General features: G+C 50.4%; 21 protein-coding genes, 1 tRNA gene and 2 pseudogenes. 9 read left to right on the forward strand and 15 right to left on the reverse strand.

Annotated features, from left to right (window positions below; all coding sequences use genetic code 11):
• Positions 1 to 103 precede the first annotated feature (103 nt).
• Positions 104 to 448, reverse strand: coding sequence for a YggL family protein (locus DUT67_RS17330; RefSeq protein WP_048258986.1), 345 nt, complete (start codon positions 446 to 448; stop codon positions 104 to 106).
• 1 nt (position 449) lies between these two features.
• The gene (trmB, locus tag DUT67_RS17335; RefSeq protein WP_113632066.1) at positions 450 to 1,169 is read right to left on the reverse strand and encodes a tRNA (guanosine(46)-N7)-methyltransferase TrmB; all 720 of its coding nucleotides are present in this window, start codon (positions 1,167 to 1,169) and stop codon (positions 450 to 452) included.
• 165 nt (positions 1,170 to 1,334) lie between these two features.
• Between trmB and mutY the strand changes: the two genes are divergently transcribed.
• From mutY to DUT67_RS17355, 4 genes are all read left to right on the forward strand, one after another.
• Entirely contained in the window at positions 1,335 to 2,441 is a 1,107-nt protein-coding gene (mutY, locus tag DUT67_RS17340) for an A/G-specific adenine glycosylase (protein WP_113632067.1), read from the forward strand.
• Positions 2,438 to 2,710 (forward strand): oxidative damage protection protein, encoded by a 273-nt coding sequence (locus DUT67_RS17345; protein WP_011092575.1) that lies wholly within the window; start codon positions 2,438 to 2,440, stop codon positions 2,708 to 2,710. The genes mutY and DUT67_RS17345 overlap by 4 nt, the downstream gene beginning before the upstream one ends.
• A gap of 52 nt (positions 2,711 to 2,762) precedes the next feature.
• A complete protein-coding gene (gene mltC, locus DUT67_RS17350; RefSeq protein ID WP_048258983.1) occupies positions 2,763 to 3,836 on the forward strand; it encodes a membrane-bound lytic murein transglycosylase MltC in 1,074 nt (357 codons plus the stop codon).
• Positions 3,837 to 3,905: 69 nt separating this feature from the next.
• The gene (locus DUT67_RS17355) at positions 3,906 to 5,003 is read left to right on the forward strand and encodes an AraC family transcriptional regulator (protein ID WP_113632068.1); all 1,098 of its coding nucleotides are present in this window, start codon (positions 3,906 to 3,908) and stop codon (positions 5,001 to 5,003) included.
• Here the strand turns inward: DUT67_RS17355 and DUT67_RS17360 are convergent.
• The 3 genes from DUT67_RS17360 to DUT67_RS17370 all read right to left on the reverse strand — a co-directional run bounded on the left by DUT67_RS17360 (position 4,966) and on the right by DUT67_RS17370 (position 8,278).
• Positions 4,966 to 6,009, reverse strand: a complete 1,044-nt coding sequence (locus tag DUT67_RS17360) for an alpha/beta fold hydrolase (RefSeq protein ID WP_113632069.1) — start codon at positions 6,007 to 6,009, stop codon at positions 4,966 to 4,968. The genes DUT67_RS17355 and DUT67_RS17360 overlap by 38 nt on opposite strands.
• A 214-nt stretch (positions 6,010 to 6,223) precedes the next feature.
• Complete coding sequence (locus DUT67_RS17365; protein ID WP_113632070.1) at positions 6,224 to 7,057, reverse strand: phosphoenolpyruvate hydrolase family protein; 834 nt, start codon at positions 7,055 to 7,057, stop codon at positions 6,224 to 6,226.
• A 12-nt stretch (positions 7,058 to 7,069) separates the two neighbouring features.
• Complete coding sequence (locus DUT67_RS17370) at positions 7,070 to 8,278, reverse strand: Tm-1-like ATP-binding domain-containing protein (protein ID WP_113632071.1); 1,209 nt, start codon at positions 8,276 to 8,278, stop codon at positions 7,070 to 7,072.
• A 289-nt stretch (positions 8,279 to 8,567) separates the two neighbouring features.
• Here DUT67_RS17370 and DUT67_RS17375 point away from each other — a divergent pair, with 289 nt between their 5' ends.
• Together DUT67_RS17375 and DUT67_RS17380 are read left to right on the forward strand one after the other, a co-directional pair.
• Entirely contained in the window at positions 8,568 to 9,197 is a 630-nt protein-coding gene (locus DUT67_RS17375) for a TetR/AcrR family transcriptional regulator (RefSeq protein ID WP_048258979.1), read from the forward strand.
• A 79-nt stretch (positions 9,198 to 9,276) separates the two neighbouring features.
• Positions 9,277 to 10,017, forward strand: coding sequence for an SDR family oxidoreductase (locus DUT67_RS17380; protein ID WP_113627678.1), 741 nt, complete (start codon positions 9,277 to 9,279; stop codon positions 10,015 to 10,017).
• A 39-nt stretch (positions 10,018 to 10,056) separates the two neighbouring features.
• On the opposite strand, the gene DUT67_RS17385 is transcribed toward DUT67_RS17380, so the two are convergent.
• Positions 10,057 to 10,200, reverse strand: a complete 144-nt coding sequence (locus DUT67_RS17385) for a hypothetical protein (RefSeq protein ID WP_189339486.1) — start codon at positions 10,198 to 10,200, stop codon at positions 10,057 to 10,059.
• A 127-nt stretch (positions 10,201 to 10,327) separates the two neighbouring features.
• Here DUT67_RS17385 and ansP point away from each other — a divergent pair, with 127 nt between their 5' ends.
• Positions 10,328 to 11,779, forward strand: coding sequence for an L-asparagine permease (gene ansP / locus DUT67_RS17390; RefSeq protein WP_048258977.1), 1,452 nt, complete (start codon positions 10,328 to 10,330; stop codon positions 11,777 to 11,779).
• An 88-nt stretch (positions 11,780 to 11,867) separates the two neighbouring features.
• Here the strand turns inward: ansP and DUT67_RS17395 are convergent, their stop codons facing one another.
• Together DUT67_RS17395 and DUT67_RS17400 are read right to left on the reverse strand one after the other, a co-directional pair.
• On the reverse strand, positions 11,868 to 14,021 hold the full coding sequence (locus tag DUT67_RS17395; RefSeq protein ID WP_113627679.1) for an ornithine decarboxylase: 2,154 nt from the start codon (positions 14,019 to 14,021) through the stop codon (positions 11,868 to 11,870).
• A 231-nt stretch (positions 14,022 to 14,252) separates the two neighbouring features.
• Positions 14,253 to 14,384, reverse strand: coding sequence for a hypothetical protein (locus tag DUT67_RS17400; protein ID WP_262983473.1), 132 nt, complete (start codon positions 14,382 to 14,384; stop codon positions 14,253 to 14,255).
• Between the two features lie 506 nt (positions 14,385 to 14,890).
• Between DUT67_RS17400 and DUT67_RS17405 the strand changes: the two genes are divergently transcribed.
• Both DUT67_RS17405 and DUT67_RS17410 read left to right on the forward strand, forming a co-directional pair.
• A tRNA-Phe gene (locus tag DUT67_RS17405) sits at positions 14,891 to 14,966 on the forward strand.
• Between the two features lie 125 nt (positions 14,967 to 15,091).
• Positions 15,092 to 15,493 (forward strand): annotated as a pseudogene (locus tag DUT67_RS17410) (recombinase family protein); the annotation flags it as partial.
• 113 nt (positions 15,494 to 15,606) lie between these two features.
• Here the strand turns inward: DUT67_RS17410 and DUT67_RS17415 are convergent.
• The 7 genes and pseudogenes from DUT67_RS17415 to DUT67_RS17445 all read right to left on the reverse strand — a co-directional run bounded on the left by DUT67_RS17415 (position 15,607) and on the right by DUT67_RS17445 (position 24,031).
• The gene (locus DUT67_RS17415) at positions 15,607 to 18,591 is read right to left on the reverse strand and encodes a DEAD/DEAH box helicase family protein (protein ID WP_113627680.1); all 2,985 of its coding nucleotides are present in this window, start codon (positions 18,589 to 18,591) and stop codon (positions 15,607 to 15,609) included.
• Positions 18,591 to 20,675 carry a site-specific DNA-methyltransferase gene (locus DUT67_RS17420; RefSeq protein ID WP_113627681.1) on the reverse strand — a complete coding sequence of 695 codons (2,085 nt, stop codon included), beginning with the start codon at positions 20,673 to 20,675 and terminating at the stop codon, positions 18,591 to 18,593. The genes DUT67_RS17415 and DUT67_RS17420 overlap by 1 nt, the downstream gene beginning before the upstream one ends.
• Before the next feature lie 251 nt (positions 20,676 to 20,926).
• Complete coding sequence (locus DUT67_RS17425; protein ID WP_113627682.1) at positions 20,927 to 22,051, reverse strand: site-specific integrase; 1,125 nt, start codon at positions 22,049 to 22,051, stop codon at positions 20,927 to 20,929.
• Positions 22,052 to 22,170: 119 nt separating this feature from the next.
• Positions 22,171 to 22,257, reverse strand: a pseudogene (locus tag DUT67_RS17430) (hypothetical protein); the annotation flags it as partial.
• 162 nt (positions 22,258 to 22,419) lie between these two features.
• On the reverse strand, positions 22,420 to 22,890 hold the full coding sequence (locus tag DUT67_RS17435; protein ID WP_113627683.1) for a hypothetical protein: 471 nt from the start codon (positions 22,888 to 22,890) through the stop codon (positions 22,420 to 22,422).
• A 142-nt stretch (positions 22,891 to 23,032) separates the two neighbouring features.
• The gene (locus DUT67_RS17440) at positions 23,033 to 23,326 is read right to left on the reverse strand and encodes a DUF1778 domain-containing protein (protein ID WP_113627684.1); all 294 of its coding nucleotides are present in this window, start codon (positions 23,324 to 23,326) and stop codon (positions 23,033 to 23,035) included.
• Between the two features lie 204 nt (positions 23,327 to 23,530).
• Positions 23,531 to 24,031, reverse strand: coding sequence for a serine acetyltransferase (locus DUT67_RS17445; protein WP_113627685.1), 501 nt, complete (start codon positions 24,029 to 24,031; stop codon positions 23,531 to 23,533).
• Positions 24,032 to 24,033 lie beyond the last annotated feature (2 nt).

Consider the following 24,033-nt stretch of genomic DNA (forward strand, 5'->3'; position numbering starts at 1 on the left):
AAGAAAACAACGACAGTGGCGAGAAAGCGGCAATGCGCCCTTTGATGAGGCAGATAACGCCTGAGCCAGAATCAGCTCAGGCATTCCTTGATAAGACCAAGGATTACAGCAGGTGTTCTGGCAGATCCCACCAGATATCGAACAGATTGCTGACTTTCACGTCTGTCAGTTTCTGCTCTTCCAACCAGCGGCTAACCAGTTGGCGATGCTCGTCGGTGCAGTGACCAATTTTTTGCAGACAGACCAGCCCTTCCCAGAGCAAATAACCGCTGCCTTCAAATGCCAGCCCTTTTGGTTCAATGACATCGTCGACGAACTTATCCATCAGCTTATCGATGTCTTCCACATCAGTGCCTTCTGGGAAGCGGAAGCTGACCGAAAAACCTAATTCCTGAAACTCATCAATGTGAAGTTTTTTACGTAAACGACGGCTACGAGCTTGTGCCATTTTATTTTATCCTCTCAAACATCAGATCCCACACGCCATGCCCCAAACGCTGGCCGCGTGCTTCAAATTTCGTCAGCGGACGGGATTCCGGCCGCACAACGTACTCATTATTATCGGAAAGATTACGGTACCCGGCGACAGACGTCATCACTTCGAGCATGTGTTGCGCATAAGGTTCCCAATCTGTTGCCATATGGAACACACCGCCAACTTTCAATTTACTCTGCACCAGTTCGACGAATGGCACCTGCACGATACGGCGTTTATTATGGCGAGCTTTGTGCCATGGGTCTGGGAAGAAGAGCTGGACCATGGACAATGAACCATCAGGGATCATCTTCACCAGAACCTCGATCGCATCGTGACACATCACGCGCAGGTTACTGATTTCGGCATCCTGTGCGGAAGCGAGACACGCCCCTATGCCCGGCAAGTGAACTTCAATACCGAGGAAATTCTGCTCGGGATGCTGTGCCGCCATCGTCACCAGCGATGCGCCCATCCCAAAACCAATTTCCAGCACCACGGGTGCGTCACGCCCAAATAGCGCGTTAAAATCTACCTGATCGGTCTGATATTCCACGCCCATCACCGGCCAGTAGTTATCCAGCGCCAGCTGTTGCCCATTGGTCAAACGCCCTTGGCGGCGGACAAAACTGCGGATACGACGCATCGGGCGCCCATTTTCATCAAATTCCGGTGAAATGACGTTGTTAATCATAAAGAGTGCTTACTTGCTGTCCGATTTCGTTAAGGAAACGCGCATTATGCAAGGATACCGTGGTTTAGCAAGCCCACAGCCTCGGAAAGTTCCGGTTTACAGCACATTCACTCTGTGCTGGAATCGCTATCAAACTTTTTATTTGTCGGATAGTGACTCCATTTTATGATGCAAGCGCAACAGTTCGCCCATCAGGTGCTGGACTGGTATCAACGCTATGGCCGCAAAACCCTGCCGTGGCAGCTTGAGAAAACTCCCTATAAAGTATGGCTATCCGAAGTGATGTTGCAACAAACGCAGGTCACCACGGTTATCCCCTATTTCCAACGCTTTATGGAACGCTTTCCCAACGTTAACGCACTAGCGGCAGCGCCGCTGGATGAAGTGCTCCACTTATGGACCGGGCTGGGCTATTACGCCCGTGCGCGTAATCTACACAAAGCGGCACAGACCATCGTTTCACACCACGGCGGCAAATTCCCAGCCACCTTTGATGAAGTCGCCGCGTTACCGGGCGTTGGCCGTTCTACCGCTGGAGCTGTGTTATCACTCTCTCTCGGCCAGCATTACCCCATTCTCGATGGCAACGTGAAGCGCGTGCTGGCACGCTGCTACGCCGTTGACGGCTGGCCGGGCAAGAAAGAGGTCGAAAAGAAGCTGTGGGCACGGAGTGAGGATGTCACACCCGCCGAAGGTGTCAGCCAGTTTAATCAGGCGATGATGGATCTCGGCGCGATGGTTTGCACCCGCAGCCGCCCCAAGTGCGAGCTGTGCCCGCTGAGCACGGGATGCGTCGCTTACGCTAACCACAGCTGGGCACAATACCCCGGTAAGAAACCGAAACAGACGCTACCGGAAAAAACCGGCTGGTTCCTGCTGATGCAACAAGGCTCTCAGGTTTGGCTGCAACAGCGCCCTGCCGTAGGCCTATGGGGCGGATTATTTTGCTTCCCACAGTTTAGCGAACGTCAGGAATTGGAACTCTGGATGCAACAACGTGGTCTGAATCCTGATGGATTGCAACAGCTTGTCGCGTTCCGCCACACATTTAGCCATTTTCATCTGGATATCGTTCCACTCTGGTTGAACGTATCGCAGACCGATAGCTCACAAAACAGGTCCTGCATGGATGACGGTGCAGGTCTCTGGTATAACTTAGCGCAGCCGCCGTCTGTCGGACTGGCCGCCCCGGTAGAACGCTTGCTGAGGGAACTGGCTCACCCACAGTCAACACTTTTGAATGCCTGCGCAATTGATGAGGAAGAAGCATGAGCAGAACGATTTTTTGTACCGTGTTACAACGCGACGCTGAAGGGCAGGACTTCCAGCTCTACCCCGGCGATCTGGGCAAGCGCATCTATAACGAAATTTCTAAAGAAGCCTGGGCGCAGTGGCAAACCAAGCAAACAATGCTGATCAACGAGAAAAAACTCAGCATGATGAATGTTGACGACCGTAAGCTGCTGGAACAGGAAATGATCAAGTTCCTGTTTGAAGGGAAGGACGTTCACATCGAAGGCTATACGCCTCCGAGCCATTGAGATTGCGGGCTTTCGGGCCCGCTTACGTCCCTATTCCGACACGGCTTGTTATATGAAGAAAATGTTAGCTCTGCTGGTGATTGCACCATTGTTGGTTTCCTGTTCGGGAAACAAAGGGAATACCGACAACGAAGAGTTTCTCAAGGATACCAACGCCTTCGATATTTTGATGGGGCAATTTGCCAACAACATCGAAAATATCTGGGGGATGAATGAAGTTCTGATCGCTGGTCCGAAAGACTACGTCAAATATACCGATCAATATCAGACGCGTAGCCACATCAACTTTGATGCCGGTTCGATCACTATCGAAACCCTTTCGGCGACCAACTCCGTCGCCAGCCTGCGTCAGGCGATTATCACGACCCTGTTGATGGGTGATGACGCCAGTAACACCGACCTGTATTCCGACGCTAACGATATTCAAATCAGCCGCGAACCGCTGCTGTATGGACAGGTGCTGGATAACACGGGACAAGCGATCCGTTGGGAAGGCCGTGCCGCCAGCTTCGCGGATTACCTGCTCCAAAATCGTCTGCAAAAACGCACCTCCGGCCTGCATGTTATCTGGTCGGTCACGATCCAGCTCGTCCCTAACCATCTGGACAAACGTGCGCACAAATACCTGCCGCTAGTGCGTAAAGCCTCTGAGCGTTACGGCATTGAAGAGTCGCTGATTCTGGCGATTATGCAGACAGAATCCAGCTTCAACCCTTACGCCGTCAGCCGTTCCGATGCGCTAGGTCTGATGCAGGTCGTGCAGCACAGCGCAGGACGTGATGTCTTCAAAATGAAAGGGAAATGGGGGCAGCCGAGCCGCAGCTATCTGTTCGACCCAGAACAAAATATCGACGCGGGTACTGCCTATCTGTCGATTCTGAAGAACAGCTATCTGGCCGGTATTGAGAACCCAACGTCGAAACGCTACGCCGTCATTACCGCTTATAACGGTGGCGCAGGCAGCGTGTTGCGCGTCTTCTCCAGCGATCGGGATCGCGCCGTAGGCATTATCAATAACATGTCACCGGGCGATGTCTACCAAACGCTGACGACGAAACACCCCTCTGGTGAATCACGTCGCTACCTGAACAAAGTGAACACGGCGCAGAAAAATTATCGCCGCTAATCCGCGTCAGCCACAGAACGCCGCGCTACCGGTTTTACTCCGGCAGCGCGGCGTCATCAGACGAGCAATATGACCACGATTCCCTTACCGTTTATTACCGCACTTTTGCTGGTTATTTTGTTTTTTCGCATCCAGTTTCTGCATATTCAAAACAACATAGATATTCATAACAACAAAACAAAAAGACGTAATAGCAAAGTAGAGGCGATATTCATCGGGGTGAGCTGTATTGCCCTGACATTGGTGGCGTTGCGCTGGGGCAGCGATATGGCTTTCCCTGCGTTCATCCAGCCCGCGATTGCCGCGTCAATTCCGTCACTGCTATGGCTTTGCCTTTTCCCCTACAGCAAGAACGCGCCAGATGCCTTACCCCGCAGACAGCAAGCGACCTTCCTTCATCTGTTACCGCCGTTATTCACCCTTGGTGCAGGCGTAATCCAAAGTAGAACGACTATTCCGCTCATCGATATCACGCTGGTGAGTGTTTACTTCGGTTATGGAGTCTCGCTGGTATACACCGCTCGCCATCCTCGAACGTCCTCCTCCATGTGGAAGAGCGCACCGTTTATCGCAGGATGGTATGTCCTTATCTCCGGCGCTATCGATCTAGTGATTGCACTGGATATCGCCTTCAACAACGGTAGCCACGCGGCAACCATCATTACCGTATTCCATATTGTCATGTTGGCGATCCTGGCCATGCTTATCGTCACGCATTCTGCACGCTCGCAGACTGAGCTTATCGTTACACATGACCAAAAGCCGGAAGCGCCACCCGCTACCGATGATGAACACCAACTGGCAAAAACGTTAGATGATTTCATTCGTACTCATGCGTTGTATACCGATCCGAGCATGACGCTTCAGCGCCTGAGCAGACGCATGGGAATCCCACTCAGACGCCTGTCCGAAACCATCAACCGCGTTCACGGCCGTAATTTCTCGCAGGTGATCAACGAATACCGAATCGAGGAGGCTAAGCGCCTCCTCAGCCAAACGGATGCACGCATCACGGATATCATGCTGGAGAGCGGGTTTCAGACTAAATCAAACTTCAACCGCGAGTTTTTGCGGCTAACGGGCATGAGCCCCAGCGTCTGGCGTAGTCAGTACCCACTTCGGGAACAGGCTACGGCTTCCGCCACGCCGCCTGAAGAAAATCGCTGATATCCCTTGCCACTTCCTGATGAATCTGCTCACGCGAACGTTCACCACCATCGAGACAAATCATGCCATCCCCTGGGTTCTCAGCGTTGATGATCTCAACGGCACCCGGCTTACAAAGCTGCATAAAGCTAAAGTGCGTTGCGTCAGCAATTTCCTTATAGGCTGAATGCGCAGGTGACAGCTTCCGCGCCAAATCGTGAGATTCCAAGTCGGCAGGCAGTTCCTCACTCGGATACCCTGCCGCGAAGATCAATACCGGAATGTTTATTGCTGCCAGACTCTCTGCGGTAAACCCTCGCGCCAGTCCCATATCCAGCGATACCACTGCGCTGATGCGCGGATCCGCTAATGACTTATCAAGCTGCGCACGCGATGAGGCACTTTTTGCGATCTGCATCTTTTCATAGGCCTTACAGGACGCCAGCCCGACATGCGTTAGACAGTCCCGCTCAAATTGATCCGTGCTGAAACGTCCACCCGCAAGCTCAAGCACCGTCCATCCTCCTAACGAGTGGCCCACAGCCGCAATCCGCTTCTCATCAACTCGCCCCGTCTTTTCTGGCGTAGCAAGTAATGCCGTAATGACTCGGCTGATGTCATTAGGCCGTTGCCACAATTCCTGAGCGTTCTCCGTCCGCATATCTTTAGTGGTGGTTCCTGGATGATTGGGGGCAGCGACAATATAGCCCTGTTTAACCAACGCCTGCACCAGCCACAGTTGATTAAGCCAGTTCCCACCGTAGCCGTGTGAAACCACAATCAAAGGATGTGCACCGGATTCAGGCGCAGCGTTTTTGCTCACTGCGATACCGGGAAAAACAACATTTTCACCGATTATCTCAGTCTGTTGTGATAACGACGTCGGATAAAAGACGGCGACGTCCAACTGCCGATGATTGGCCTCATCGGCCAACGTTATTTGTTGAAACCCAATACCGGCATCCGCCATAACAGCAAAGCTGAGTAGTAAGTTCGTGAGCAATCCTATTGTGATACGCCATGTCATACCTATTTCTCCGAAGTTTCTGCACTGTGAAAAACAGTATTTATAACAATGGCTTTCTTTCCTATGCGACCTAAAACGCTATTTAGTACCTCTTCTTAATGCACAAAAAACTACGGCCAGCATAAGCTGGCCGTATTCCCTGATATTGGCACAAAATTTACCCGTTTTTCTTCCTGAGTTAGGACATCGGCGGATATAGAGCCAAAAAAGTCTGTTAACGCTTAATTTTTTTGAATTGCTGTGTAGTCGCTGTTAACGCTGTTTCTGTCGGCAACCGCTCCATGGAGCTGGCACCGTAAAAACCATCGCACTGCGGGCAGTGATCCATAATGAACTGTGCATCCTGCGGCGTTGAAATCGGTCCGCCGTGACACAGTACAATCACATCCTTACGCACGGCCTTCGCCGCATCCGCCCAGTGGTTAATCAATGGAACACAATCCGCCAGATTAAGCGCGGTTTCTGCCCCAATGTTACCGCCAGTCGTTAACCCCATGTGCGGCACAATAATATCCGCGCCCGCTTGCGTCATCGCGACCGCATCTTCTGCGTTGAACACATAAGGCGTGGTCAGCATGTCTTTTTCGTGCGCCAGACGAATCATGTCGACTTCCAGCGCATATCCCATACCGGTTTCTTCCAGATTGGCACGGAAATTACCGTCAATCAGGCCGACGGTTGGGAAATTCTGTACGCCAGAGAAACCTAGCGCTTTCAGGTCATCCAGAAACTTATCAAACTGACAGAAAGGATCGGTACCGTTTACTCCCGCCAACACTGGCGTGTGCTTAACAACAGGAAGCACTTCTTTCGCCATATCCACGACGATCTCATTCGCGTTGCCGTAAGCCAACAGGCCAGCCAGCGACCCCCTCCCCGCCATGCGATAGCGCCCGGAGTTGTAGATCACGATCAGGTCGATGCCGCCCGCTTCTTCACATTTTGCGGAAAGCCCTGTTCCCGCACCGCCACCAATAATCGGTTCACGGCGGGCGATCATCTCGCGGAATTTTGCCAGCAGTTCCTGACGATTTATGCCTGACATCATGCTTTCTCCCTGTTACTTCACTAACGCCCGGAACGCATCGACAGCCGCGAGGGCAAATAAAGGATCGTTAATATGGAAAGGCAGACGAATAATCTGTCGTCTTGCCGTTTGCTGGACAATGCTCTCCAACGTGCTGATAAACGCGTCACGCGCTTCGGGGTGCCAGAATGCCTGATCCGGCGCATCCAGTGCTGAGAAGCCACCTTCAGGAATCAGGAAGCGCACCTCGCCTTCACAGCGGTTAAGCTTCTCTCCAATCCAGCGCGCCATCGCAATGTTCTCATCTATCGTGGTACGCATCAGAGTGACCTGTGCGTTGTGGTTGTAGAACAGGCGATGCGCATATTTCTCCGGCACGCTAGCAGGGGCGCCAAAGTTAACCATGTCCAACGCACCGCAGGACGCCACGTAAGGCACCTGAGTTTTGGCAATCGCATCAAACCGTTCCGGCCCACAGGCCAGCACGCCATCAAACAGTAAATCACACACTTCGGTCGTGGTGAGATCGAGCACGCCAGTGAGCAAATGGCTGTCCACCAGCTTTTCCATCGCTTTGCCGCCGCTGCCCGTCGCGTGGAAGACCAGACAGTCAAACTCCGCTTCCAGCAATTTGCTGGCTTCCTGAATACAGGGCGTCGTGACACCAAACATGGTCAGGCCAATCGCGGGTTTATCTTCATGGTGTTCCTGAATATGAAACTTCACGGCTCCGGCGATCTGGTGGGCGGCGTTGCCGAGAACCTGACGGGAAATACGGTTCAGACCCGCCACATCGGTAACGGAATACATCATGCTGATATCGCTGGCACCGATGTAGCCGGAAATATCGCCAGAGGCCATCGTCGAGACCATCAGCTTGGGCATACCAATCGGTAGAGCCTGCATGGCGGGAGTGATCAGCGCCGTACCGCCGGAACCGCCAAGACCAAGCACCCCGGCAATATCATCGCGCGACAGCATGAAATGCTCGAATGCAACGGCCATAGCGCTAATCGCCTGTCCTCTGTCGTGGCAAAATACCGCCGATGCGCCCTGTGGGTGGTAAGATGCCACCGTTTCTACGCTGATATCTGTTGTATTCGACATTCGTGAGTGCGTTGAAAGATCGACCATGACCGTTTTCAAGCCCGTTGCGGCAATAAGATCGCGGACATAAATCTGCTCTTTTCCTTTAGTATCCGCTGTACTCGCAATATAAACGCTGCCAACTTCACTTCCCACTTGGTATCCCTCCCACCGTTAGCGAAACAATTAACAGATTGATATAAATGATAATTATAATAAGCCAAAAACAGATAAGATTAATTTGTCGCCATATTGAGACTTGAGTATCAGAAAGACAAATCATTAAATACCCAAATGAGACAAAAGTCTCAAAATGTTATGTATGGCAACACACTACCAGTAAGAAAGCTTGACGTGGCACAAGAATCACTCAATTTGCTATAGTTCAGGCTATAACGCCGTACTGCCTGATAGCTTCCGGCCAGAAAAATTCAATGAGGTCTATGTGATTGAACAGGATGAAAAACTGACATCAACGCGGGCGAAAACTCGTCGTTTATTGATTGATACCGCCATGAATATGTTCGATCAAGGCATATTTCCTTCCATTACCGATATTGCCGCTGCGGCTCAGCTGTCACGCGCGACGGCCTACCGCTATTTTCCGACGCAAAGCGCGTTAGTTTCAGCCGTTGTTGGCGAAAGCCTTGGTCCGATTCTGGCTTGGCATCCGACACAGCCGGACGCCAGCGAACGCGTTGCCGAACTGCTGCATTTTGCTTACCCAAGGATGCTGGAGCATGAAGGTGCGCTACGTGCCGCCCTGCATCTTTCACTCCAGCAGTGGGCCGATCGCCGTTCTAATCGTCTTCATACCGATACGCTGACACGCGGCAATCGTAAACGCCTGCTCAAGATTGCCACCGAGCCATTGGAGGGAAAAATCACGCCAGACGCGCAACAGCGGGTGATTTATGCCCTATCGCTCATTTATGGTTCCGAAGTTTTTCTGGTGCTGAAAGATATCTGGAACCTGGAAGAAGACGGTATTCAGGATGTCACTCAGTGGGTTGCCAAAGCTATTTTACGGCAGGCGGAAGAAGATGCCGCGCAGGCCGACTCACCGAAAACCTAACGAATACAGTCATGCCGCATCCCACCACATTGCCGGATGCGTATGAACGAAAGAAGATACGGTGATCAGGGAAAACATGATGCTGAAAGGTAAACGCGCGATTGTCACTGGCGGTGGTCGCGACTTTGGACAAGCGGTATCCGTCTGGCTAGCTCGCGAAGGGGTGAAAGTCGATCTGTGCGCCCGCAAACTGGCCGATGCACAGGCCAGCGTGGACATCATTCATCGGGAGGGCGGCACGGCTCGCGCCTATCAGTGCGATATTGCCCATCCTGATTCAGTCAGGGATTTTTCTGCGCAACTGCTGGACGACAGCACGCCCGTCGATATTCTCGTGCTAAGCGCCGCGCAATGGCTGGAAGGCGCATTGGGAGAAGAAGATGCCGATACGGATATCGTCAGCACCATCAACTCCGGCCTGACCGGCTCTATCCTGCTCACCAAAGCGCTATTGCCGAGCTTACGCCGTTCACAGAGTGCCGATATTCTGGCGATGGTTTCCGTCTGCGGCATCCCGCAGTTCAACAACTCGATCGCCCACCCCGCCTTCTTCGCCGCCAAGCACGGCATGAGCGGTTTTAGCCAGAATCTGGCACATCATGTCGCACAGGAGAATATTCGCGTGACAGGGTTTTATCCGCCAGATTTTGAGGTTACCGGCTTTGATGAATATCCCGCTAGCGGAGAAAAAATGGGTGAGCACTTGCTGAACGCTCGCTCGATATGGGAAGCGATGCGTTTTGTCATCACCCAGCCGCGCAGCTGTCATATCAATGCCATCCATTTTCAAGGACCAACGCGCGCGGATATCAGCGTGTAATTCGTTACCTTTTGCTCTTCATCCCGCCCCAGATATCCATCACATAGACGGGGCGGTGAAAATTCCGCCGTCTAATGCACCGCGCATCCCACACGCCATCATTCCCTGACACACTTTCCTTCTCTCCATTTTTTGCCACAGAAGGCAGGAAAAGGTAGCATCGCTGCCGTTGTTTTCTGCCATGCGACCGACCGCGTTAAATGCACAATAAAAAAATACCGCAGGTAAAAACATAACCATTTGAGTTTTAAATAATAATAACGAACGCATCACCACAGGATGCGTGACAGACAGGAAAACATCGACATCAATGACACAACATTCTTCCCCTCATAGTGAGCACCATACCGCTCAGCAGAACCTCCACGAAAAAGGCTATCACCAAAGTCTCGGCAACCGTCATGTACAGATGATCGCGATTGGCGGCTCCATCGGCACCGGGCTGTTTCTTGGGGCGGGTGCACGCTTGCAAATGGCGGGGCCAGCACTGGCGCTGGTCTATCTGGTTTGCGGTATTTTCTCTTTTTTCATCCTGCGCGCGCTGGGCGAGCTGATCGTTCATCGCCCCACCAGCGGCAGCTTCGTTTCGTATTCGCGTGAGTTTCTGGGTGAAAAAGCCTCCTACGTGGCAGGCTGGATGTACTTCCTCAACTGGGCAATGACCGGGATTGTCGACATCACCGCCGTCGCGCTCTACATGCACTACTGGGGCACCTTTGCCGATATCCCCCAGTGGTTGTTCGCACTAGGGGCGCTGTCCATCGTCACGCTAATGAACCTGATCGGCGTGAAGTGGTTTGCAGAAATGGAGTTTTGGTTCGCGCTGATTAAGGTCGCGGCTATCGCCATTTTTCTGGTGGTCGGTACGGTCTATCTCGGCACAGGCAGCCCGCTGGATGGCAACACGCCCGGCCTGCATCTGATTACCGATAACGGCGGCCTGTTCCCACACGGTATTCTGCCCGCACTCGTGCTGGTTCAGGGGGTGATATTTGCCTTTGCTGGTATCGAGATCATCGGAACAACGGCAGGCGAGTGTAAAAACCCGGAGCAGGTGCTGCCGAAAGCCGTCAACAGTGTGATCTGGCGTATCGGCCTGTTCTACGTCGGTTCTGTCGTGCTATTGGTCTGCCTGCTGCCGTGGAATGCGTATCAGGCAGGACAAAGCCCGTTCGTAACCTTCTTCAGCAAGCTGGGCGTTCCCTATATCGGGACAATCATGAATATCGTGGTGCTGTCCGCCGCGCTGTCTAGCCTGAACTCCGGTCTGTACTCGACGGGTCGAATTTTGCGCTCGCTGTCGCTGGGTGGCTCGGCTCCCGCTTTCCTGTCGAAAATGAGCAACCAGTCCGTCCCCTATACCGGCATTTTGGTGACGGTCTGCATCCATATTATCGGCGTGGTGCTTAACTATGTGGTGCCGTCGCAGGTGTTTGAGATCGTCCTGAATATCGCCTCGATCGGCATTATCTGCTCCTGGGCGTTCATCATCTTGTGCCAGATGCAGTTGCGTAAAGCGATTCATCAAGGGAAAGCCAAACCAGTTGCGTTCAGAATGCCCGGTGCACCGGTAACATCATGGCTGACGCTGGCTTTTCTGGTGAGCGTATTGGGACTGATGGCGTTCGATTACCCGAACGGAACCTGGACGATTGCAACGATTCCGGTGCTGGCAATCATGTTGATGATAGGCTGGCGCGGACTGAAAAAGCAGCGCGAAGCAGTGAAACTCGCTAACCAGCAGGAATCCAACCTGCGTTAACGATCTTACGATAAGAAACAATGCCTTAAGACAGAGAAAACTCAGGCTCGTTTCCGAGCCTGAGTTCCTGAGTTGAAGAGAAATATCGTTACTTTTCTACTACGTAACCGTACAGCCGTTTGCTGCCATCTTCTTCCGCGACGCTGTAAACACCCTGCAATTCCGGCGAAAAGCCGGGCAGCAGGTTAATCCCATCTTCCAGCGCCAGAAAATAGCGCTGTACCGCTCCGCCCCAGGCTTCCCCCGGTACGACACACAGCACGCCCGGCGGGTATGGCAATGCGCCTTCCGCCGCGATACGTCCTTCAGCTTCAACGATGGGAACCAGCTCAATATTCCCGCGCACAAATTCCCTGTTGGCATCCTGCGGCAACATCGCCACTGACGGGAATTCGGTTTTGCGGAACATCGCTTTTTGCAGATCTTTCACATTATGCTGGGCGTAAAAATCATGCATTTCCTGACACAGCCGACGCAGTCGGTAACCGCGATAGCGCTCTTTATATTTCTGATACAGGCTAGGCAGCACTTCGCTCAGCGGTGCATCGCGGGCGATCAGCGTTTCAAAATGAACCAGCGCATTAACCAGTTCCTGCATTTTGGCGCCGTCTTCCGCTGGCGTTAACAGGAACAGGATCGAGTTCATGTCGCATTTCTCAGGGATGATGCCGTGCTCACGCAGATAGTTGGCAAGGATCGTAGCCGGAATACCAAATTCGGTGTAATCGCCGCTAATCGCATCAATACCTGGCGTAGTCAGCAGTAATTTGCAAGGATCGATAAAATACTGATCTTCTGCGTACCCTTCGAACGCGTGCCATTTCTCGCCCGGTTCAAAGTTGAAGAAACGCACATCCTGCGCGATCGTCTCCGTATCGTGATCCTGCCAGAGCGCACCGCCCACCGTGACAGGGACGAACGGTTTGATGAGCGAACAGCGCGTCAGCAGTTGCTTACGTGCCTCAATGCCCAGCTTCACGCAGTCCATCCACATACGACGCCCACTGGCTCCTTCGTGCATTTTGGCATTCACATCCAACGCGGCGAACAGCGGGTAAAACGGACTGGTCGACGCATGCAGCATAAAGGCGTTATTCAGCTGCTTATGGTTGCAAAAACGGCGTTGCCCTTTGATGTGCGTATCTTTTTTGTGGATCTGTGAGGTCTGAGAGAAACCCGCCTGCTGCTTATGCACCGACTGGGTGACGAAGATGCCCGGATCGTTCTCATTCAAATCCAGCAACAGCGGCGAGCACTGCTCCATCATCGGGATAAACTGCTCGTAGCCGACCCATGCAGAGTCAAACAGAATGTAGTCACACAGGTGCCCGATGCTATCGACAACCTGACGGGCGTTATAAATGGTACCGTCATAGGTACCAAGCTGGATGACAGCCAGACGGAACGGGCGCGGCTCATTGGCGCGTTCCGGCGCGACTTCTGCAATCAGCTTGCGCAGATAGGCTTCATCAAAACAGTGCGCATCCACGCCACCGATAAAGCCAAACGGATTGCGCACGGTTTCCAGATAGACCGGCGTCGCGCCCGCCTGAATCAGCGCACCGTGATGATTCGACTTATGGTTGTTACGGTCAAACAGCACCAGATCGCCACGCGCCAACAGCGCGTTCGTCACCACTTTGTTCGCAGAGGACGTGCCGTTCAACACGAAATAGGTCTTATCGGCGTTAAACACGCGCGCGGCGTGCTTCTGTGCCTTCTTCGCCGCTCCTTCATGGATCAGCAAATCGCCCAGTTTGACGTCGGCATTACAGATATCAGAACGAAAAACGTTCTCACCGTAAAACTCAAAAAACTGACGCCCTGCCGGATGCTTACGGAAGAACTGACCGCCCTGATGTCCCGGGCAGGCAAACGTCGTATTTTTCATTTTGACGTACTTGGTCAGCGTGTCGAAAAATGGCGGCAGCAGCGCATCCTGATAGCCTTTCGCCGCACGCTCCAGCACGCTCGCGTGCTCACCTTCATCATCGAGAACCAGCCATTCGCTGCCCGCAGGCAGAACATCTGACTCTTTATCTTCATCGGGCTCTTCGACAAACGCCGGGATGGTAAAACCGGTGTTCTGCAATATCGACAGGATACCGCTACGGGCTTCCTCAATAGAAACCACGACCGCCGCCACATCCGTGAAGTCAGTCTGACTCAACGCGACAATCTCGCGCGTTGTGATTAAACGGGTGGCAACCGCTGCATTCGCCGCAATTTTTAACTGTTTCATGTAACCAAACCCAAACGGTTAAGGGTAAGTGTACGTGCCTAGAAGACACCGTTCAGGGATAACAATCCCGACCAATCACAATGCCAATCAATAACGACAAGCGTATGATCCCTACAGGTAAACTGTAGGCTAAGAATGGAAAAACTGGAGCCAGCACCATCCGATAGACATCAGTAAAAGCAGAGCAGCCCTCTATTTTTACTCATGCCTAACAGCGAGCGAACGAACGCCTCACCGCATGGTGAAGGAGGATAATCGACGGGAAGAAAAGTAAACCGCGCAGTGGTGATAAGAAGATACACGCAGTGACGTCATCAACGAGCTGGCGCGAGCGTTCTGCACCATGAGCAATGAATCTGACATATCGGCGATCCTCTTTTAGCTATACGCTAACTACGCTTAAAGGGGCGTTCAGGTGAACGGGACGTTAAAAACCGCGCAATAGTGGCATTATTCTTCATCAAATTCAACAATCCAGCCCGAACTCAACGCGGTAAAAAGTGCAACGAAACATGCCGAACGTATACGGGAAGAAGCATTACCGCGCTATACCCTAAATAATTCGAGTTTCAGGACAAAACGTATTCGTTTTGAACAGCGCTTGCGCTGACCCCAAAGGGGTGAGGCCATAAGGCCGAATAACGCGGCAAGGAAAGGAGTCCCGATGAGCTTACTAAGGTAAGTGATTCGGGTGACTAAACGCAGCCAACGCACATGTAACTTGAAGTATGACGGGTATAAGCGTGCTGAAAGGATCGCCAGGAATCGGCTAGCAAATAATATAATTGCCTGAAAATAGCGCAGGCTCTCCGCTTTGTGACAGAAACCCGTTGACGCCACGCGGTCAATACGGTTTAATGCGCCCCGTTGCCCGGATAGCTCAGTCGGTAGAGCAGAGGATTGAAAATCCTCGTGTCCTTGGTTCGATTCCGAGTCCGGGCACCACTAATTCTTAACCCTCGCCTTTGGCGGGGGTTTTTCGTTTCTGGCTTGTGGACTCTTCATCGAACACCGTTCGATTCTCTACGAAAGCGCTATCTCGCCTCCCCCTCCCCATGATTTGGACCCATACGCTCGCGGTGTGGAAACTGGATCGACTGGGACGCAGTATGAGACAACTAGTCAAACTAATGGACACGTTACAACAACGAGGGATTCATTTTCGTAGCGTAACCGACTCCATAGATACCGCCACGCCAATGGGAAGGTTTGTTTTTCACATTATGGGGGCGATGGCTGAAATGGAACGAGAACTAATTGTCGAACGAACCCGCGCAGGTTTGGCTGCCGCTAGGGCTAAAAGACGCATAGGCGGACGCAGGCCCAAGCTGACGCCGGAGCAATGGGCGCAAGCCGGACATCTTCTGGCTAATGGCGTCCCGCGACAGCAGGTGGCACTGATTTATGACGTAGCAGTAGATACCTTATATCGAAAATTCCCCGTCGGCAGAAAACGGAGTGCCAAAACGTAACGTTGAAAAGATCAAGTAATCTATTTTTTGGTAAACCTGCCGTCAAAGAGGCAGGTTTACCACACTGATTATCCAGCCTATTCCTCACAGGCCCATGCAGCTACAGCCGACACTCAGATATTCCACTGTTCAGGTACTGAAACCGCATACTCGATGCCAATTTCTCTAAAGTGTGCCTCGGCAGACTTGATTTTGGCATTTTCGGAGGGTCTCCTTTTTTGTTCATCCATGGTGCTCTTGGTTTCACGCACCATATAGATGCGGTCTTCGCCGTCTTCGGATTTGATGATGGCCCAGTCTGGGTTATAGGGGCCAACCGGCGTGTCGATCTGGAATCTTGGCGGCAGCTTCATAAACAACCTGATATCCTCGCGGTGATCGAGAAACTCGGCGAATTTTCGCTCCGGGCTGTCTGGTCCGCCATCGAACACGACATAATCAAAGTCAGTTTTCTCGGGGTGTTCAACACGGTACAGATGTTCTTTGAAAAAATCCTTTTCGGCAAGGCCGTCGGCTTGCAACTCGCGGAGTTCATAGACGGATCCGCCGATCTTTTCATACTGAACGCCTTCGACAATGACGCGCTGTAGTTCGCCCTCTACACAACGGCGTACCATCGCCATAAAGTCGTTCGGATTGGCAATGAACTCGTCCAGCCTGCCGCTGCCGGTGAGAATGTCCACCAGCGTCTTGCGCGTAAGAGACGTACCTTGCTGCAACTCACCGATAATGTCCGGCAGGTCATAGCTGCCTTTTAGGTCGACAGTCCGCGCACCCAGCTCTTGCCCTCGCGTGCCGCCACGCAGCACCCTGACCCCCGCACGGGTGACATTAATACGTAACGGCTGGATTTTGGGTTCAGCCTTGATCGCCTTTATACACGCCTCAACCAGCATAGGGTGTTTAACTGTCACCCGATAAGTAGTTTTCTGGCTGATAGCGCTCCAAAGCTTCTCAAAATCCGGCGAGGCGTAGAGCTCTTTATTGAATTTGCGCTTAGCCCGCGCACTTACAGGTTTCACATATTTCTCAATACCCGCATTAAGGATGCACCGGATAATATCTGATTCGTAGGGCCTGAGCTCATCAGGCAGATGTAATGAGAATCCTTCTGCATCCGGCAGAAACATGGAGGTTGTCTTACCATCCTTGATGAATCCCGCGTTTTCCAGATGTTTGAAGATGGCAGAAGAGGCGTTGAACCCCAGTATGTCATCGGTCATCGCACCATGGGAATCCCGCTTCATCAATTTGGCAAATTCATTGGGGCGTACCTTTCCAATAGCTACGCCCGCATCTTTGTATTCGGCTTGCAGATTCTGAGCGAACGTAGCATAAGATTCGTTAGCAACCACGGTGAGCTGTGCAATGCTACGGTCGGTAACACGCTCATAGCCTTTTACTGTTTTCGCTACCGGCAAACGTAGACCACGCCCCAGCGTCTGCCGACGTTCCGTTTCCGCGCCCATTTCACGCAGCGTACAAATCTGAAACACGTTGGGGTTGTCCCAGCCTTCGCGCAATGCGGAATGGCTAAAAATGAAACGTACGGGTTCTGCATCGTCCAGCAGACGCTGCTTGTCCTGCATAATGAGTTTGTAGGCGTCGTCATCTTTGGCTGTTGTGCCGGATGAATCCACAAAGGTCGTTCCGCCACGCGTTTTCAGTTGAGAAAAATACGCCCGACGTAATTCGTAAGGTTCCAGCGGCAGCAATTTTTGGTAAACGTCAGACTTACTACGCTCTTCTCTGAACACCTCATCGAACCACTTGGTGAACTCGCCGTTTGCGTCTTCGTTGTTCACCCCGTCACCGAGAAAACTCGCCACCTTATCCACGAAAAACAGGCTCAGCACCTTGATCCCTTTCGGGCGCAACATGGCCTCCCTGCGCAAATGCTCACGCACGGTTTCCCGAATCATTTCCTTGTAAATCGTGCCCGTTGCGCCTCCCAGGGATTCACCTTCGTACAGCAGGCTTCCATTTGGCGTCAGTTCAATACTGGCTGACTCACCGAAAGCGGCGATACTCAACGCATTAATACGCCAGCCAGCGTAAGCCGGATTTCCCGTGACATAGGACAATTCCTGATGCGGCTTGACCTTTTTGCTACGACGCGCAATAGAACCATCGGCCTTGCGGCAAGCCAGCTCAAGTTTCGCGGCTTTCGTGTCGTTCACTTCCAGTAGTTTGACGTAAGGCGCAACGTCCGCACCGTGCTGTGCGACTTCAGCTACGACAATCTGTTTCACCAGACCGAGCTCGTGTGCATCAACCGGATCGAGCCGATAAACCAAATTTCGCAACTGCTTGTGCGTGGCCGAATAACGCAGCGTAAATACGGGATCGAGTTCGCCTACTGCGGACTGCGATAGAAGTGATTCCATATTCTGTGGTTCATCCATGATAACCACCGGATGCGTACCTTTGAGGTAATCCAATGGACGCAAGCCATTGAGCTTGTCGCGTGGTTTATGAATGATGCGCGTATTCTTATCACCGCGTATCGCGTCAATCGTCATCACCAGTATTTGCACGTTAGTCGCGGTGGCAAAAGCTTGCACTTCCTCAGCTCTGTCGCCACTGTAGACATTGGCATCGAAAGGCTGCGCCGGATAGAGGCTGCGGAAGTGCTCGCGCATCAGGCGAATACTGGTGTTCACGCCCTCGCGGATGGCAACACTGGGAACCAGAACGATAAACTTGGTGAAACCGTACTTATTTGCCAGTTCGAAAACAGTCCGCAGATAAACGTAAGTTTTACCCGTACCGGTCTCCATTTCGATGTCGAAATCCAGTTTGTCATCAACCAGTTTTTCGCTGACCTCCAGCCCGTTGCGATCCTGTACCGTTTGTAAGTTAGCAAGGATAGTGCCTTCATCCAGTACCAGATTATTGCCGATAGCGCCGATCTCCTGCTCAATACCTAAATCCAGCTCACCTTCCCGGCAGGCAACGCTGCCACGCAAGGCAATCGCGATCTTGTCGGCATCCTTTGGCTGACCATCGAACAAATCCACCACGGCATTGATGGCATCAAGCTGATACTGCTGCTGCGAATCAAATTGAAAGCCCGTATTTTGAGAATGATGGTTCATCACGCCGTCCTCAGCTCAATACATTTACTCCTGGCATATTGAGCAATATTGGTTTTCAGTTCGTCGTCGCCTTGAAAGGCATCCTCCAGAACGATCAGGCGCATAGGCTCGGCATTCACTAGTTCCCGCAATTGTTCCAGTGTGGGTTTAGTTCTCTCGTTCAAATACGCCAGCAGACGCGGCTTGTCGGCATCACCAGCAATGTTACATACATCTAACCCAGCAATAGCTTTAGTACTGAGATGCTCGCTCAACGAATAGCCGAGCTTCAGCAGCAGCTCAGTAAGCAGGCCGTCTGGGTTGGCATCATCAGTGCTGCTGTCGCGCAAGTCGAGCAAATGCTGGGTTAGCTTGTCAGGTTCGATATCGCTGGTGACGCGCCATTTGGTGAAGTGGGTGTCCGCCAGCTTATAGGCGCGGAAACCGGTATCTACATGGCTTTCTACAACATCGGACTTTATTTTCTCGCCCACCAGTTCGATGCGCTTGCGCGAGATATCGGCGATAGTAGCAAAGCCTGCCTTACGTGCTTCAGATCCTTCAGGCGTGGGTTCCGGCAGTTGCACCATGATAAAGCGGCGCTTGCCTTTGTCTTCAGCATTGAGCTGCATTACAGCGTGGGCAGAGGTGGCACTGCCGGCGAAGAAATCGAGAACGATGCAATCAGGATCATAGCGGCTTGCAGCAAGGAATAGTTTTGCCAATAGCTTTGTTGGCTTCGGAAAACTCATTATATTTTGAAGCCCAAAGATAGCATGCAGCTCATCAAAGGCATCTTCATTCGTTCCCCAACCATCCGAAAATAAATCGTCCGAAATTGAAAAATTTGCTCCAGAGGAAGAAGTCCCCCTCATAGGAAGTAGATCTTTCAGTTTTTTCTCTCTAGGTTCACTGACAATACGACGAAAATAAAGATCTTGCGTAACATACAAGCTCTTCTCATCAGCATAGCTATCCAAGAGTTTTTGGGAATAAATCCAATTACTATCAACTTTGACATCCTCAGCCAAAAAACCGTCTTTGATAACAAGGTCTGATAGTAAAATCATCTCCATATTGCCGGAGCTAATCCGGCTTCCGCTTGGAACAATATGATTTTTTGATTTGAATCTACTCGGTATCCCTTTTTTGATAAGGCGTACACCACGAGAATTCGTAGTTTTAATCACAGGATATGTTTCTACATTTCGTGCAATTTCACCAATAAGTCCATTGAAATTAGAAACGCTCCTAGAATATACAAAAACATACTCCTTTATATTTGTTGAACTCTCAGATAAAAAGGCTCCTTTCTTTTTCTTTTCCCATACAAGTTGGGCAATAAAATTCCTTTCGCCGAATACTTCATTACATAGTTTCTTCAGGTTGTCCTGTTCATGGTCATCAATCGAAATAAAAATCACACCATCATCAGTAAGCAGATTGCGTGCTAGCTTCAGACGCGGATACATCATGTTCAGCCAGTTGGAGTGATAACGCCCTTCGGTCTCGCTATTGGTGGAAACCTTCTTGCCTTCCTCGTTCACCTGCCGCGTCCACTCAAGGTAAGTATCCAGCCCCTCTCTGTAGTTGTCAGGGTAAACAAAATCGTTGCCGGTGTTGTAAGGGGGATCGATATAAATCAGCTTGACCTTGTTGTGATAGTGTCGTTGCAGGATCTTCAGTACTTCAAGGTTGTCTCCCTCAATAAACACATTCTGCGTCGCGTCCCAGTCTTTTGAGTTAGCAAAGTCTGGTTTCAGTGTTGCAGTTGTCGGGGCTTGTGCGGCACGCAGAGCTCGTTTTTTCCCCGGCCAAAACAGGCCAAAGCGTTCGTTACTGTCAGCCACATCATCAGCCAGCAGCTCACGGAGCTTTTCAACATCCAGCTTGCCATCAGCAACAGCCTCTGGAATCAGTTCAGCAAGCTGACCAGCCAGTTCGGTGCGGAAATTAGGGGTACTGCTTGGGATATCAAAAAGATCGTTGTGTAGTGGTGAACAGGACTCATCCTGTCTACGCTCGGCCAGAGCATCAATACTGCAACTCGATTCAGCATTTTCTTTCTGTTTAGCGCTATGTTCAGTAATACGTTCATTTGCCATACTGATAATCCGGTGCGGCATCAGGCAAAATCAGCAGGCATCATCTTTCTGAGGTGCTAAATTAATTATTGCTATCGACTCAATGACCCGTAACATCCCTATGTTATGTACAACAATCACTAAAACACACCGGATTATCAGTGTGATATGTTAAAAACGTCGTCTGGGTAGGATGTCTGGTAAGTCGAGTTTCTCGGAATAAAAAATGACGATATTTAACTCAACATCGTCATATAAGGTTACCGACATCGTTACAGTGGACTGATAAGAACTCGATCAATCGAATTGACTGAGATAGCGCCGGGTGGCGGAAGCCTCTTACCGTTTTTCGCCGCTATAGCCTGAAATCGAAGTAATTCCACAGAGGCAATTCTCAGGGCGTCATCATGCGTTGAAGCCGTCACAGACAGGTTATCGAGATCGGAGAATTTCAGCGTAACCGTTGTATCATCGACATCAATATCCGCTGGGTAAGGAACAAAGATGGAGGCGAGCTTTTTAGCCTGTTTCTTATGTGCATCCAGTTTGCTTACGAGGTGTGCTGCACGAAGGTGGGTATAGCGTTTCAACATATTCATTGATTTATGGCCTGATATCGCCGCCACTTCCATAACATTTAACGTTCCCAGTTCAAAGAATCGGCTGATTGCCTCATGTCTGAGATCGTGAAAATGCAGATCGTCGATAGCCAGAGCCTTCAGAGCCACACGCCATGCGCTTTTAAACCCACTCGACGTGTAGCTAAAAATATAGCCATTCTCATGATGTGGCCGTTCACCCAGGCCACACAGAACTTGCCGTGCTTTTGATGACAATGGAACGTCTCGTGATGTCCCATTTTTCGTCAAAGGTAAATGGGCAACGCCAAGGCGAAGATCGGTATATTCCCATCGCAACGACAAAATTTCGCCTTGCCGCATTCCCGTTTCCAACGCGATCTGAAAAATAGCCAACAATTCAGGATTTTTATCTTTGAAATATCGGGTTAGGTGTCGCTCTTCCTTAGTCGTTAACCGCCGAGTACGGCCTGACGATACGGTAGGCTTGCGAACATTTTCAACGGGGTTTATTGAGCACGTTCCCCACTCCACTTTTGCCAGATTATAAAGCGTTGATAACAATGCTAATTCCAGTCTCACTGTATTCGCACTTATCGACTTTTGCGTTCTGGCGTTAAATTCCGATAATCTGTTATCTCTATATTCTGCAATGTCTATAGATGAAATTTCATCCATATTTCTGTTAGCCAAACGCGAACGCTTGATAACGTTGATTCGGTAGAACTCCTGCAATTGCCCTCGTTTATGTCGCGAAACCGTAGAAAAATATTTATCCAGCGCCTTACTTAACAGCATCTTTTTTATACGTTTTTTCACTATTACTCTTTTCCCTATTGGTCAAAGAGAAAGACAATACAACAAATTGGATTCCGTATTCAGGCCTCTAGTTGACATAGATCTTAACAATCAAGCGTGAAATGACTTAGGAGAGGAGGTCATTCCTCCAGTTCCCACGGTGCAGGTGTTTGCATCGTTTTACTCAGCGCGGTATTCAGCACAGGATCCTGACCCAAACGAGCAAGGATGATCCTACCCACGGGGCATAAAAAATATCGAGAGCGCAATCTACGGTTACTAATAAAAACAGAACCTAATGCAGAAACATGGGATTTTCTAGCAATCGCCCCCCTCTCTAGAGAGGGGTGTTATCTGATATAGGCCTGTTTAGTGGCACTAATCTGCTATCAGAGATTTACAGTTGATTGTAATACTTGGGAAAAACCTTGTTTCCACACAAATCTGTAGATGAAAAACACCAGAGCTATGTATATAAAGGAATTAACAAAGCTAAAAAATATTCCAGTAATTGCAGTGAAGATAAAAACAAAAATAAATAGATAGCAAGCTAATTTAACCACATAAGTGCTTTTCCTTCTTGCGACATTGTATAAAGATAAACTCAGTATCAGGTAATAAAAAGAGGCTATCGTTAAAAGAGCTTTGGTTACACTTTTTAATTTAAAAACTGCACCTCGCCCCCCCATATCGGCAATGTCATTCATAACAAAATACATGACTAAAAACATAACAGTAAAAGTTACAACCCCACCAAAGATAAAATATGTTTTAAAGAAACCTAACCGTCCTCTAACCATAGATGATTCAAGGATCGGTTTAGTTAAAAATGCAAAAATAACCAAAAGTACAAAAGACATAACTACTCCCTTAAGTTAAATTTTCTTCTAAAAAATGTACATCGATTTATTCCCAAATATTCCCACGGAGAACCTAATGATTTCCCTCCTCCCCCTTACTTTTAGCACTACCTATACTGTAATCCCCACTAAACCTAACCATTCATTTTTTCTGTTCCCACGGAGCGGGCGTTTGCATGGTTTTACGCAGCGCGGCATTTGGTGCAGGAGCCTGATCCAAACGGACTAGGAATTCCTGATAAGCGTCGGGATCTGCCATAATGATGCGTTGATCGATCAACGCTTCCTCTGCGGCAACGCGAGCAGCTTCAAGGACAAAATCAGTGCGATTTTCCCCTCTGGCCTTCGCAGCACGATCCATCAGATCGCATTCGGCAGGCTTGATGCGTAAATTCAACGTTTCGCGTTTAACAGAAACGCTGTTCGTCGCTGGCATGATGTTATCCTCTGGCACACGCTTTGGATATTAATCATACAGATAACATAACGCCAATGTCATTACGACTTATCGACGTCGCAGGAAATTGAACCGAAGGAACGAGCCGGACATTTCTTTATCGCATGTGGCCCATTATTTAGTAGACAGCAAGAATGGCAACCCGCTGTCACATTACACTTGCACAGAAATGAGCATACACACTCAATTCAATTCCCTGTTTCCATACCCTACGACCACCTTTCCAGCAGCAAGGCTTTTTGTTACCACGGTTCCCGCGCCGACTTTTACGTTATCACCTAATGTAATGTCGCCTAGCAGAATGGCATTGGCACCAAGCTCCACCTGATTACCCAGCACCGGGCTTTTGGTGACATGACCCTCACGGTTTATCACGCTACCAATGGTGACCCCCTGGCGTAATGTACAGTTCGCCCCGATGATTACATCATAATTCACCACAATACAGTGCGGATGATATATTTTTAGCCCAAAACCGATTTGAGTTCTGTGCGGAATTTCCACACAGAACAGCCACTCATTAATCACTTTATTCAGGACAACAAAAGGAACGCTGATAATTTTCAGCAGCGCATTTGATGACTGGTAAATGGTTGAAAGGCGAAACAGCAGTATGACTAGTTTAGCTTTAATACTGCCCGCCGCTTTTATTTCACACCATACATGGCCGATATTTTTCAGCATAT

Source organism: Pectobacterium peruviense (genome assembly GCF_003312355.2).
Classification (GTDB): domain Bacteria; phylum Pseudomonadota; class Gammaproteobacteria; order Enterobacterales; family Enterobacteriaceae; genus Pectobacterium; species Pectobacterium peruviense.

Bases quoted from the DNA above. Each gene is read 5' to 3' on its own strand.
- DUT67_RS17330 (WP_048258986.1), bottom strand. From the start codon at position 448: ATGGCACAAGCTCGTAGCCGTCGTTTACGTAAAAAACTTCACATTGAT.
- trmB (WP_113632066.1), bottom strand. From the start codon at position 1,169: ATGATTAACAACGTCATTTCACCGGAATTTGATGAAAATGGGCGCCCG.
- mutY (WP_113632067.1), top strand. From the start codon at position 1,335: ATGATGCAAGCGCAACAGTTCGCCCATCAGGTGCTGGACTGGTATCAA.
- DUT67_RS17345 (WP_011092575.1), top strand. From the start codon at position 2,438: ATGAGCAGAACGATTTTTTGTACCGTGTTACAACGCGACGCTGAAGGG.
- mltC (WP_048258983.1), top strand. From the start codon at position 2,763: ATGAAGAAAATGTTAGCTCTGCTGGTGATTGCACCATTGTTGGTTTCC.
- DUT67_RS17355 (WP_113632068.1), top strand. From the start codon at position 3,906: ATGACCACGATTCCCTTACCGTTTATTACCGCACTTTTGCTGGTTATT.
- DUT67_RS17360 (WP_113632069.1), bottom strand. From the start codon at position 6,009: ATGACATGGCGTATCACAATAGGATTGCTCACGAACTTACTACTCAGC.
- DUT67_RS17365 (WP_113632070.1), bottom strand. From the start codon at position 7,057: ATGATGTCAGGCATAAATCGTCAGGAACTGCTGGCAAAATTCCGCGAG.
- DUT67_RS17380 (WP_113627678.1), top strand. From the start codon at position 9,277: ATGCTGAAAGGTAAACGCGCGATTGTCACTGGCGGTGGTCGCGACTTT.
- DUT67_RS17385 (WP_189339486.1), bottom strand. From the start codon at position 10,200: ATGGCAGAAAACAACGGCAGCGATGCTACCTTTTCCTGCCTTCTGTGG.
- ansP (WP_048258977.1), top strand. From the start codon at position 10,328: ATGACACAACATTCTTCCCCTCATAGTGAGCACCATACCGCTCAGCAG.
- DUT67_RS17395 (WP_113627679.1), bottom strand. From the start codon at position 14,021: ATGAAACAGTTAAAAATTGCGGCGAATGCAGCGGTTGCCACCCGTTTA.
- DUT67_RS17400 (WP_262983473.1), bottom strand. From the start codon at position 14,384: ATGTCAGATTCATTGCTCATGGTGCAGAACGCTCGCGCCAGCTCGTTG.
- DUT67_RS17415 (WP_113627680.1), bottom strand. From the start codon at position 18,591: ATGAACCATCATTCTCAAAATACGGGCTTTCAATTTGATTCGCAGCAG.
- DUT67_RS17420 (WP_113627681.1), bottom strand. From the start codon at position 20,675: ATGGCAAATGAACGTATTACTGAACATAGCGCTAAACAGAAAGAAAAT.
- DUT67_RS17435 (WP_113627683.1), bottom strand. From the start codon at position 22,890: ATGTCTTTTGTACTTTTGGTTATTTTTGCATTTTTAACTAAACCGATC.
- DUT67_RS17440 (WP_113627684.1), bottom strand. From the start codon at position 23,326: ATGCCAGCGACGAACAGCGTTTCTGTTAAACGCGAAACGTTGAATTTA.
- DUT67_RS17445 (WP_113627685.1), bottom strand. From the start codon at position 24,031: ATGCTGAAAAATATCGGCCATGTATGGTGTGAAATAAAAGCGGCGGGC.